This window comes from Nonomuraea sp. H19 (assembly GCF_052068215.1).
In the GTDB taxonomy this organism is placed as follows: domain Bacteria; phylum Actinomycetota; class Actinomycetes; order Streptosporangiales; family Streptosporangiaceae; genus Nonomuraea.
In genome coordinates, this window is the sequence record NZ_JBQHCV010000073.1 from 1 (window position 1) to 10,736 (window position 10,736).

At 70.6% G+C, this 10,736-nt stretch carries 11 protein-coding genes and 1 tRNA gene; 6 read left to right on the top strand and 6 right to left on the bottom strand.

Translation table 11 applies throughout. The features are described 5' to 3' along the window. Positions 1–107: 107 nt before the first annotated feature. Positions 108–287 carry a hypothetical protein gene (locus tag ACTMTI_RS55875; RefSeq protein ID WP_441129230.1) on the bottom strand — a complete coding sequence of 60 codons (180 nt, stop codon included), beginning with the start codon at positions 285–287 and terminating at the stop codon, positions 108–110. A gap of 21 nt (positions 288–308) precedes the next feature. On the opposite strand from ACTMTI_RS55875, the gene ACTMTI_RS55880 reads away from it, so the two are divergent. Continuing rightward, a complete protein-coding gene (locus tag ACTMTI_RS55880) occupies positions 309–929 on the top strand; it encodes a hypothetical protein (protein ID WP_441129240.1) in 621 nt (206 codons plus the stop codon). On the opposite strand, the gene ACTMTI_RS55885 is transcribed toward ACTMTI_RS55880, so the two are convergent. Continuing rightward, entirely contained in the window at positions 898–2,010 is a 1,113-nt protein-coding gene (locus ACTMTI_RS55885; RefSeq protein WP_441129231.1) for an MFS transporter, read from the bottom strand. The two genes, ACTMTI_RS55880 and ACTMTI_RS55885, sit on opposite strands and share 32 nt — an antisense overlap. A 75-nt stretch (positions 2,011–2,085) precedes the next feature. On the opposite strand from ACTMTI_RS55885, the gene ACTMTI_RS55890 reads away from it, so the two are divergent. From ACTMTI_RS55890 to ACTMTI_RS55900, 3 genes are all read left to right on the top strand, one after another. Continuing rightward, entirely contained in the window at positions 2,086–4,767 is a 2,682-nt protein-coding gene (locus ACTMTI_RS55890) for a helix-turn-helix transcriptional regulator (protein ID WP_441129232.1), read from the top strand. A gap of 167 nt (positions 4,768–4,934) precedes the next feature. Next, the gene (locus tag ACTMTI_RS55895; protein ID WP_441129233.1) at positions 4,935–5,735 is read left to right on the top strand and encodes an exodeoxyribonuclease III; all 801 of its coding nucleotides are present in this window, start codon (positions 4,935–4,937) and stop codon (positions 5,733–5,735) included. 86 nt (positions 5,736–5,821) lie between these two features. Further along, positions 5,822–6,055, top strand: a complete 234-nt coding sequence (locus tag ACTMTI_RS55900; protein WP_441129234.1) for a hypothetical protein — start codon at positions 5,822–5,824, stop codon at positions 6,053–6,055. A gap of 156 nt (positions 6,056–6,211) precedes the next feature. On the opposite strand, the gene ACTMTI_RS55905 is transcribed toward ACTMTI_RS55900, so the two are convergent. Both ACTMTI_RS55905 and ACTMTI_RS55910 read right to left on the bottom strand, forming a co-directional pair. After that, a complete protein-coding gene (locus ACTMTI_RS55905; protein ID WP_441129235.1) occupies positions 6,212–7,150 on the bottom strand; it encodes a cobalamin biosynthesis protein in 939 nt (312 codons plus the stop codon). After that, complete coding sequence (locus tag ACTMTI_RS55910; RefSeq protein ID WP_441129236.1) at positions 7,134–7,916, bottom strand: phosphotransferase; 783 nt, start codon at positions 7,914–7,916, stop codon at positions 7,134–7,136. The genes ACTMTI_RS55905 and ACTMTI_RS55910 overlap by 17 nt, the downstream gene beginning before the upstream one ends. 260 nt (positions 7,917–8,176) lie before the next feature. Between ACTMTI_RS55910 and ACTMTI_RS55915 the strand changes: the two genes are divergently transcribed. After that, positions 8,177–8,250: transfer RNA gene (locus ACTMTI_RS55915), tRNA-Arg, on the top strand. A 222-nt stretch (positions 8,251–8,472) separates the two neighbouring features. Here ACTMTI_RS55915 and ACTMTI_RS55920 read toward each other — a convergent pair. After that, entirely contained in the window at positions 8,473–9,201 is a 729-nt protein-coding gene (locus tag ACTMTI_RS55920) for a tyrosine-type recombinase/integrase (RefSeq protein WP_441129237.1), read from the bottom strand. Beyond that, positions 9,198–9,644, bottom strand: a complete 447-nt coding sequence (locus tag ACTMTI_RS55925) for a hypothetical protein (RefSeq protein ID WP_441129238.1) — start codon at positions 9,642–9,644, stop codon at positions 9,198–9,200. The genes ACTMTI_RS55920 and ACTMTI_RS55925 overlap by 4 nt, the downstream gene beginning before the upstream one ends. Positions 9,645–10,028: 384 nt before the next feature. On the opposite strand from ACTMTI_RS55925, the gene ACTMTI_RS55930 reads away from it, so the two are divergent. Further along, positions 10,029–10,478 carry a WapI family immunity protein gene (locus ACTMTI_RS55930; RefSeq protein ID WP_441129239.1) on the top strand — a complete coding sequence of 150 codons (450 nt, stop codon included), beginning with the start codon at positions 10,029–10,031 and terminating at the stop codon, positions 10,476–10,478. The last annotated feature ends 258 nt before the right edge of the window (positions 10,479–10,736 follow it).

The window sequence follows — 10,736 nt, forward strand, 5'->3', positions numbered from 1 at the left end:
CGCTCCCGCCGCTCCTCCAGACGACGGCGCTCCCTCGCCTGCTCATGGCCTCACTCCGTTCGGCGGGCTCGGTCGCCTTATGCCGTCGCCTTCCCCCGCTCTGGTCGCTACGCTCCCGCCGCTCCTCCAGACGACGGCGCTCCCTCGGCGCGCTCGCGCAGTCGGGTCCTGATCTCTTCGGGCGTGTAGGCACGCCGCCGTCGCTCGGCACGGGCGATCACCGCTCCGGTGGCCGCGACCCCCATGATTCCCGCCAGACCGAGCATCTTCCACCAGCGCATACGCATAGTGCCTACGCTAGCGGTGTGCTGACTCTTGATGAGGCCGTCAAGGTGACGAGGACCGGCGATCTGTGGATCTTCCGCGGGCGCTCGGTGCCGGACCGCGCGATTCAGACGATGACCAACAGCCCGGTCAACCACGTGGGCATGGCCATCGTGATCGAGGACCTGCCGCCCATGATGTGGCATGCCGAGCTCGGCAGGTCGCTGCTCGACCTGTGGGCGGGCACCCATCACCGCGGCGTGCAACTACACGACCTGCGCGAGGCGGTGACGGTGTGGGCCGACAGATACGGCCAGCGGGGCTGGCTACGCCAGCTCGAACCGGAGGTGACGCCGGAGATGGAGGACGCGGCCCTGCGTACGGTGGCGCGGCTCGACGGCACCCCGTTCCCCTCCACCGCCCGCCTGGCCGCGCGCTGGGCCAGGGGCCGGATCCCGCGGTCCCGCAAGGAGGCGACGCTGGAGAGCGCCTACTGCGCCGAGGTCGTGGCGGTGACGTACGAGGAGATGGGGCTGCTGCCGAGCGGCCGCCGCCCCAACTGGTACGACCCGGGCAGGTTCTGGAGCGGCGACGACCTGGAGTTGCTCGCCGGCCGCAGGCTCGGCAACGAGATCACCGTGGGAGTGGAGCGTTCGCGCGCCTGACCCCGGTCAGCGGCAGCGTGACGGCGATGAGCGCGGCCACCAGCGCGAACCCTGCCGGGTATCCGGTGTGCCCGAGCACCAGCCCGAACCCCAGCGCCCCCGCGCCCATCCCCGCGTCGAAGGCCAGGTTCCACAGGGCGCTGACCCGGGAGGGCTCGCCGCGCTCGAACATCAGCGCCAGCGTCGCGTTCTGCAGCACCCCGAACCCTGCCCCGAACAGCGCCATCCCGGCCACCACCGCGACCGGGCCGCCGACCTGGATCTGCAGCGCGACACCGGCGGCGGCGGCGAGCACGCCGGGCGCCAGCAGCCGGGCCGAGCCGTGCCGGTCGCCGAACCTGCCGGCCAGCCAGCGGGCCACCGGCGTCGTGATCGACTGGGCGAGCAGCGCGGCCGAGGCCAGCTCCGGCGAGCCCGCCAGCGGCAGGAACGTCACCATGACGCCCGTCGCGGTCGTCACCGCCGCGAAGATCAGCGCGGGCCCCGCCAGGCCGCCCGACATGCCCGGTCCCCGATGCGTGGTCCTGCGCTCGGGCCTGGTAGCCGGCAGGCCGCGCACGGCCAGGACGCCGGCCAGCGGCACGAGCCCGGCCGCCACGAAGACGGGGGTGAAGCCGAGCGCGCCGCTCGCCCACAGGCCGAGGGGCAGGCCGAGGATCGAGGGGATGCCGACCGCCACGCCGTACACGCCGAGGCCCTCGGCGCGGCGCTCCGCGGACACCAGCTCGGCGGTCAGCGCCGTGCCCGCGACCACGATGATGCCCAGCCCGGCCCCGCGCAGCAGGCTGACCGCCAGGACCAGGGGAAGCGCGGCCGACAGCGGCAGCAGCAGGGCGGGCAGGCCGAGCAGCGCCAGGCCGAGCGCCATCACCGTCCGGTAGCCCAGCGTGGCGAGCAGCCACGGGACCGCCAGTTCGGCCAGGACCGTGGCCAGCATCAGGACGCCCGTCACGGTCCCCGCGCCGAGCTCTCCCGCGCCGCTCGTCGCCGCGTACAGGGGGACCGTGGAGAACAACAGGTAGAAGCCGAACAGCCCGGCCATCGAGGCCGCCATCATGAGAATCATCGAACGCGTCAGCATGCCCACGACGCTGACGGAACAGGCCCTCAGAGCACATCGGGCAAGATGCTTAGCCGCCTCTTCATAATGAAGGGCGTGTTCGTCGGACGGGAGACGGAATTGCGGCGGCTGGCCGCGGCGCACGCCCGCACGCCCGCCGCCGTGCTGGTCGTCGGCGAGGCGGGCATCGGCAAGTCGCGCTTGGTCCGCGAGTACGCCGGCGCGATCGACGCGGTCGTCGCCGAGGGCGGGGCCGATCCCGGCGGGACGGCGTACGCGCCGTTCGTGCCGGTGCTGCGGCGGCTGGTCAGGGAGTACGGGGCCGGGCTCGTGCCAGGCGGCGGGCGTGGCGGGCTGGCCCGGCTGCTGCCCGAGCTGGGCGAGGCGGCGGACGTGCCCGGGCTGGGGCGGGCGCGGCTGTTCGAGGAGGTGCTCCTGCTGGTCGAGCGGGCCGCCGAGCGGCGTCCCCTGGTGCTCGTGCTGGAAGATCTGCACTGGGCCGACCACGCCACCCGCGACCTGCTGGTGTTCCTGCTGCGCAATCTGATGCGGCCGGGCGTGCTGGTGATCGTCACCTCGCGGGAGCCGCTGCGGCTGCCGGACGCCGAGGTGATCAGGGTCCCGCCGCTCGGGCGCGACGAGGTGGCCCGCATGCTCGGCCGCGACGGCGCGGAGCTGGATCGGATCGTGGCGCGGAGCGAGGGCAACCCGCTGTTCGTCGAGGCGCTGGCCGACGCCGGCGCCGGGGCCGCGACGCCCGCGTCGGTGCGCGAGCTGCTGCTGGCCGGGGCCGACCGGCTCGGCCCGCGCAGTCTCGACGTACTGCGGATCGCCGCCGTGGCGGGGCGCAGAACGCCGCACGACGTGCTGGCGGCCGTGGCGGGGCTGGACGAGCTGGCGCTCGACGACGCGCTGCGGCCGATCGTACGGGCGCGGCTGCTGCTGGTGGACGGGGACGGCTACGCCTTCAGGCACGCGCTGATCCGCGACGCGGTCTACGACGACCTGCTGCCGGGGGAGCGGCGGCGCCTGCACGCCCGCTGCGCCGAGGCCCAGCCGGACCTGGCCGCCGACCATTGGTACGCGGCGGGGGACCGGCGGCGCGCCTTCGAGGCGGCCTGGCTGGCCGGCCGCTGGGACCGCGTCCTGGAGCTGTGGGACGACCAGAACACCGAAGGCCAGGAGCGCATGACCGGAGCGGACCGGGCGGAGGGCACGCACTGGGCGGGCGGCGCCGACCGGGCGGGCGGCGCGGATCGGGCGGGCGGCGCGGATCGGGCGGGCGCGGATCGGGCGGGCGGCGCGGATCGGGCGGACGGCGCGGATCGGGCGGACGGCGGTGGGCCGGGCTGTGGGCGGGATCACGCGTGGGTGCTGGAGCAGGCCGCGCGGGACGCCCTCTGCGAGGGTGACGCCGAGCGGGCTGAGGAACTGGCCACCCGGGCGCTGGAGGAGGTGGACGACCCGCTGCGCGCCGCACACCTGCTGGAGCTGCGCGTCGCCATCCGCGACCTGCTGGGCGAGGAGGGACTCGGCGACCTGCGCGAAGCCGTACGCCTCGCCCCGCGCGACGCCAGGCTGATCGGTGCCCTCGCCACCACGCTCTCCTTGAACGGCCAGGACGCCGAGGCCCGCGCCCACGCCGAGGAGGCGCTCGCGCTCGGCGACACCCGATCGCTGGTCACGCTGGCCGCGCTCACCGCGCTCGACGGCGACCTCGGCCCGGCTTCAAGCCTGTACGCCCAGTTCAGGAGGTGCGCGCCCGACGACGACAGCCTGCTCATGTCGTACGCCAGCGAGGCCGACGTCCTGGAGGCCGCGGGCCGGCACGCCAGGGCCGAGTCGGTCGCCCGCGAGGGCATGGCCAGGGCCCGGCGGCTGGGCATGGCCCGCACCCGGGGCGCCCACCTGGCCGCGAACCTCGCCGAGCCGCTCGTCTCGCTCGGCCGCTGGAAGGAGGCCCGCGAGGTGATCAAGGCGGCGCTCGCCCTCGACCCGGCGCCGATCCACCGGGCCTGGATCCTCATGGTGCTCGGGACCGTGGCCGTCTGGGAGGGCGCGCTGGACGAGGCCGACGGAGTCGTCCGCCTGGCCAGGCCGCTGATGCGCGGGCGGTCGCGGGGCTACGACTCCTGCCTCGAGCCCGACCTCCTCGAATGCCGCCTCGCGGTGGCCCAGGCCGACCTGGCCCGAGCCGGGCGGGTGATCGGCCACGTGCTGGGCGAGCACGACCTCACGCTGAGCCGCCGCTACGCCTGGCCGCTGCTGGTGCTCGCGGCCCGCGTCGGACGCGTACGGGAGGCGCCGGCGGGCCTCGCCACGACCGGGGCGGTGCAGCAGGCGTACCGGGCCACGTTCGAGGCCGAGTGCGGCGGGTCCTGGGCGGCGGCCGTGGCGTGCTGGCGGGCCGTCGGGCAGCCGTACGCGCTGGGGCAGGCCCTGGTCAGGGCGGCCGAGCAGGACCCGGTGAACGCCCGCGAGCTGCTGCGCGAGGCGGCCGCGATCGCCGCGAACCTGGGCGCGGAGCCGCTGCGGCGGGAGGTCGAGGCGGCCGCCGCCACACTGCGCGTCGGCCTCGGCAGTGACCTCGCCCTGTCGGCCAGGGAACTGGAGGTGCTGGGGCTGGTCGGCGAGGGGCTGAGCAACCGGCAGATCGCCGAGCGGCTGTTCATCTCCGCCAGGACCTCGGGCGTACACGTCTCGAACATCCTGGCCAAACTGGGCGCGAGCTCCCGCGTGGAGGCCGCCGCGCGGGCGCGCCGCGCGGGGCTCATCTGACCACGCCCTGAGCTCAACCGGGACGGACCCTCCACGTGCCAGGCCCCGGCGGCGGGGTACCCCGGAACTCGCTCGGCCACAGGGCGCGGGGCCGGGCGGTGCCACCGGCACTTGGCCTTCGCGGGGTCATGGCCCCTGACCGCGGGCGCCGGTGGCACGCTAGGAGAATGCGCCTGGCTACCTGGAACGTGAACTCCGTCAAGGCACGACTGCCGCGCCTGCTCGACTGGCTGGCCGAGACCAAGCCCGACATCGTGTGCCTGCAGGAGACCAAGTGCCCCGCCGAGGCGTTCCCCGTGGCGGAGGTGGGCGCGCTGGGATACGCCGCCGCGGCCCACGGCGACGGGCGGTGGAACGGCGTCGCGCTGCTGTCCAAGGTGGGCCTGGACGAGGTGACGCTGAGCTTCCCCGGCGAGCCGGGGTTCGGGGAGCTGGACGGGGTCGGCGCGGCCCGGCCCGAGGCCCGCGCGATCGGCGCCACCTGCGGCGGGATGCGGGTGTGGTCGATTTACGCGCCGAACGGCCGCACCGTCGACTCGCCGCACTACCTCTACAAGCTCGCCTGGTTCGCGGCGCTGCGGGACGCGCTGGCGGCCGAGATGGGGATGCCGCTGGTGGTATGCGGTGACTTCAACGTGGCGCCGACGGACGCCGACGTGTGGGATCCCGCGCTGTTCGCCGGCTCGACCCATGTCACGCCGGCCGAACGGGAGGCGCTGGCCGCGCTACGCGCCCTCGGACTGCACGACGTGGTGCCGACGCCGATGAAGGGGCCGCATCCGTTCACGTACTGGGACTACCGGGCCGGGATGTTCCACCAGAACAAGGGGATGCGGATCGATCTGGTGTACGCGAGCGCGGATGTGGCGGGGCGGGTGCGCTCGGCGTACGTCGATCGCGAGGCCCGCAAGGGGAAAGGACCGTCCGATCACGCGCCTATCGTGGTGGACCTGGAGCCGATAATTTAAATCGCAAACCGCGGATATCCGAGTATCCTTTGTTCTCCAAAGTTTCGGGGGTCAACAACAATCTTCAAGGCCACAGGGGGATCTCCGTGGAATCTGCAGACGGCCGCGTCATCTTATTCATCCTCCTCGCCCTGGCCGTGTTCGCCCTCGGCCGCCGCTTCCAGACGATGATCCTCATGCGTCAGGTGTGGAAGCAGAGCGCCAAGCAGGTCACGGCCAGGAAGGTCATCGCGCACAACGCGGCGAAGGCGATGATCGGAATAACGCTGATCTCAGTATTCGTGATCTGGCTCGTGCTCAATTTGAACCGTGTCATGTGAAAAGCGGCCGTTGGCTAATTACCACGTAATTACCCGGCACGGTCAGCGTCGCTCCCCGGGCTCACCCGCGCGCCCGGGGAACGGCGCAGGGCTCAGACGGTCAAGACGGCTTCGCCCGGCGGGTGGCGCGGCACAGGGCTCAGACGGTCAAGACGGCTACGCCCGGCGGGTGGCGCGGCGCAGGGCCCAGGCGGTCAAGACGGCCGCGCCCGCGGCGGCCAGGCTCACCGCCCGCGTCAGGCGCACGGCGCGCCGGATGTCCCCGACGCCCGGCTTGGGACCGTCCCCCATGGTCGGACGGTGCTCGGTCCGCCCCGCATAGACGTTCGTGCCGCCGAGCGTGACGCCCAGCGCGCCCGCGAACGCGGCCTCGCAGCGCCCGGAGTTCGGGCTGGGGTGCCGGTGCCCGTCCCTCCTCAGCACGGCGAGCGCCTGCCGCCGATCCGGCCCGATCAGGACGGCGAGCAGCCCGGTCACCCGCGCCGGAACGTAGTTGGCCACGTCGTCGAGCCTGGCCGCCGCCCACCCGAATCGCTCATAGCGTGGGGACCGGTGCCCGATCATGGCGTCCAGTGTGTTGATCACCCGGTACGCCAGCAGCCCCGGCACCCCCGCCATCGCCCCCCAGAACAGCGGCGCGACGACGGCGTCGGAGGTGTTCTCGGCCAGCGACTCGACCGTGGCCCGAGCCAACTCGGGGCCCTCCAGCCGGGCGGGATCTCGGCCGCAGAGGTGCGGCAGTCGCGCCCTGGCCCGTTCGAGATCGTCACGCTCGAGCGCATCGGCCATGTAGGCGCCTTCGCGGGCCAGCGTGGTGCCACCGAGAACGGCCCACGTGGCAACGGCCGTTATGACCGTACGGACCCCGGAGTTCGGGACTCGGTGGGCGAGCAGGCCGATCCCGGCCGCACCCCCGACACACACCATGACATGGACAACACCGTTCACCCTCCTGTCGCCGTACAGGGACTTTTCCAGCCGTCCGGCCGCCCTCCCGAACACCGCGACCGGGTGGGCGGGACTGTGCGGGTCGGCGAGCAGCCGGTCGAGCGCCACACCGAGGGCGAGCCCAAGAGGGTCATACCAGATGGGCATGGAGCTCTTCTTCGTGCGCGTCCAGCCAGACGACCGCGCGTCGGATGCGCTCGCCAGCGCCCCCTGCCCACATCTTCGCCCAGTTGCCGCCGGCCGTGGCGCGGGTGCGCATGACCGCGTAGGAGCGGTGGAAGCGGAACCTGGCCAGCTCGATGAGGCGGCGCCGGTCGCGGGGCTCGACACCGTACGCGTCGCAGAACAGGCGCAGGCGGGCGCCCACGTCGAGGTTGCGCAGGAGCGGCGGCCGGTCGACGGGGTCGGCGATGGGTGCCCAATGCCGGAGAGTCGTCACGATGTCGAAGAGCCGGGTGGTAGGCCGCGCCAGATCGAAGTCGATCATCGCGTACGGGCGGCTCGCCTGAAAAATCACGTTGGCGGGCGTTAAATCACAATGCCCAATGACTTCCGGCGCCCTGTCATCGTTCGACCCGCCTTCCCACCCCTTCGACGTCAGCGGGAACCCCACGGTCGCATCGTGGTACTCCCGCAACAGCACCCCTAAGCACCCGAGAGCCTCATCCGTCACGCTCTCAAGCCGCAGCCCGGTGGTGCCCGGAAGGTAGGTGAGAATCTGCCGCCCGAGCTCGTCCATCCCCACAACCCGCGGCGCCCCCGCGAATCCGGCGGCCTCAAGGTGTCTGAGCAGGGCATGCACGGCGGGCGTCGATGAACTGGCCGGTCTGCGTACGGTGTCCCCGACCCGCACCACCCCGTCAGTCACGTCCCCGCCCTGCAGGGGTATCTCATGCAGGAGCGTCGCGACCATGCCACGACAGCTTAGACCGTCTCACCCCACTCCCGCCCTGCCTTTTCCCCTCGCGCCAGGACAACCCACCACTTCCGGTACGACACCGCGATAGAAGTCCTCGCTCACCCCCTGACGGATCTCATGAGCGCAAACCACCGGGTGGACCTGGGCGGCGGCGGTTCTGGGCAGGGGGTTCGTGAGTCTGTGACCAGGACGACAGACTGACACGGGAAAACGTGTGCGTGACAAGTCGCCGGATCATGCACAATAAGGCGGGAGCGCCCTTAGCTCAGCTGGATAGAGCATCGGACTTCTAATCCGACGGTCGCAGGTTCGAATCCTGCAGGGCGCGCAATCGAGACCAGGCAATCCACGGGTTGACCTGGTCTTTTGCATGATCGCCCTGGTCGCGCCGTACGCAGCGGGAGGCCGCCGAAAGCAGCCCTGTGCCACTGCTCGCGGAACATACGCGGAATGCTCGCAGCCACGTTTCCCCAGGTCGGCGCAGCAGTTCGGGCGCCCGGAACGGCGAAAGGACCCCGAGGTGTCCCCGGGTCCTGCTGTGGCTCATGAGTCACGCCGCGAGTGCTTCGAGAATGCGCCGGTTGGCGATCTCCTGTTGGCCGTCGATGCACTTGGCGTAGACGCGGAGCATCACGTCCACGCCGTGTCCCGCTCTCTCGGCCGCCTCTGGGGCGTGCACGCCCGCGTTGAGCCAGAGCGAGACTGCCGCGTGCCGGAGGTCGTAGGGCCGGCCCGCCAGGGGAGAGGCGACCTGGTCGGGAGTGAAGGCGTACGTTCGGGCTTCCTGCCAGACCTTCGCGTACGCCGAACCGGAGATCACGCCGCCCGTGCGCGTACGGAAGAGCCGGCCGTCCTCGCCGACTCCGAACGCCGCTATGTGATCCCGCAGGATGGCCACCAGCTCGGGCGGGATGGGCACGGTGCGCGTGTGCTTCACGTCCCGGTGCTTCAGCCCGCGCTCGTCGTGAGCCTGCCCCGACTCGGTGAACCGCCTGTTGCTCTGCGGTCTGGTCTTCTCCAGCGTCAGCAGCCCCCAGCCCTGCTCTAGGAGCCGGCAGTCCTTCTGCCGCAGTCCCGCCGCCTCTGCCGGGCGAAGACCGCCGAAGTACATGCAGGCGAACATGGCGGCCAACATCGGCCCTCGCGACCGCCCCACGTAGGTCACCGCGGTGAGCAGTTCACGTGCCTGGCTGGGGCTGACCACCGAGCGCCGATCGATCTCGCCGCTCACCTTGGCCTTGCGGAAAGCTTCTGGGAGCCACCACGAGATGACGGTCAAGACAGCTTCGGGGAGGCGGCGGTTCTGCGGAGAGCCGCCTCGTACTGCTGCCTGTCGAAGACAAAAGGACCAAGCGCTCCGAGATCCCAGTTGGGACGGTGGCCGTTACGGAACCCAGACCAAGTGACGGTCTGCTCGGTTACCTCGACCTGGGCGGTCAACGGCCAGCATCCCCAATCGCCACATTCGCAGCCCAGCAGCACTGTCTCTCCTTCGGAAAACCACTGGAGATGAGGTGCTCCGAGGAAATGTGTGCTTGGCCAGCAGATCAAGTCCCGCTCCAGTAGTCCCGCATAGGCCCCCGCGATGCTTGGGCTGGAGGCCAGCGGTAGTTCGACAACGCGTGCGAGTTCGACGAGATTGATGCCGTCGATCAGGATGTCCATGTGCGGATAGACGCTGGGGGCGACCGGCCCTTCGACGCGGAACTCGATCACATTCACGGAGACACCTTATGCCCTAATGTCAAAATGCCTCGCCACTTTCGGACGGTCACGAACGTCCCTGGGGCCACCAGGACAGGGACGAGACTCAAGATCCGGGATATGCGCGGGATGACCTGCAGACTGTCGGTTCCGCGGTCGATCAGAAGTGCAGGTCGTAGAGTACTCAGCCCCCGAACCGTCAGCCCGCTGTAAACCGTCGCCAGTGGGCACGCGTGCCCGTTGCGTGCCCGATGGGCGGTGATCGAGGGGGAATCACGGAGACTCACGAGCAGGGTCGCAGGGCCTCTGACCAGAGCTGGAACACGTCAGGGGATCATGAGTCGAAATCTTCCAACTGGTGATCCTGGATTAGGTGAACGCCCCTTCATAGAGGATGACCGTATGGAGCATGCTGAGATCGTCATCGGCCGGGGTGGAAACTTCGATCATGTGCTGATCCGGGTCCTCGGTCGTATGCATCCCGGCTGTACCGACTTCTGGGACGGGAATTGGCTGATCTCTCCGATCCATGTGCAGGTCGGAGGGTTCGCTGCCGAAGTGGATGCGGGGCTTCGGATTGAGGAGTTGCGCGACTTCCGAGTGGCTTTGGAGCGCGTCTACGCGGAAGTCAAGGGAAGTGCCACCCTCTCCTCCCTTGAGCATTGGATAGAGCTCACCGTCGAGTTTCGTCCCACAGGTGCCCTGTCGATCGCCGGGACCGTGACCGACCATCCTGGGATGCGAAACACCCTTCACTTTGAGATCGATAATTTGGATCAGACAGACATCCCGGAACTCGTGGGTGCGCTCGTTGCGGTGGAGAAGCGGTTCCCCGTCCTGGGGTGCGAATGATCGCTCTCTGGGGTCAAGCTGGGAGCCACCCGGATGGGCGATCGTGAACTGAGCCGACGATCTGCTGTGATCCGGAACATCCTCGGAATGACCTTGCTCTGGTCGAGGGCATCCGAGGGATCACCTGCAGGTCGGCGCATCATCGCGCAAAGAAAAGGCGATCCACTTCTAATCCGACGGTCGCAGACATCCGATCTGCCCAAGTTGTCAAGCCATGGCCTTCGATCGCGGTTGGAAGGCGACATCTTCGTTGTAGGT

What these genes read in the sequence shown, in the direction of transcription:
- ACTMTI_RS55875 (WP_441129230.1), bottom strand. Translation starts at nt 287, where the DNA reads ATGCGTATGCGCTGGTGGAAGATGCTCGGTCTGGCGGGAATCATGGGG.
- ACTMTI_RS55885 (WP_441129231.1), bottom strand. Translation starts at nt 2,010, where the DNA reads ATGCTGACGCGTTCGATGATTCTCATGATGGCGGCCTCGATGGCCGGG.
- ACTMTI_RS55895 (WP_441129233.1), top strand. Translation starts at nt 4,935, where the DNA reads ATGCGCCTGGCTACCTGGAACGTGAACTCCGTCAAGGCACGACTGCCG.
- ACTMTI_RS55905 (WP_441129235.1), bottom strand. Translation starts at nt 7,150, where the DNA reads ATGCCCATCTGGTATGACCCTCTTGGGCTCGCCCTCGGTGTGGCGCTC.
- ACTMTI_RS55910 (WP_441129236.1), bottom strand. Translation starts at nt 7,916, where the DNA reads ATGGTCGCGACGCTCCTGCATGAGATACCCCTGCAGGGCGGGGACGTG.
- ACTMTI_RS55930 (WP_441129239.1), top strand. Translation starts at nt 10,029, where the DNA reads ATGGAGCATGCTGAGATCGTCATCGGCCGGGGTGGAAACTTCGATCAT.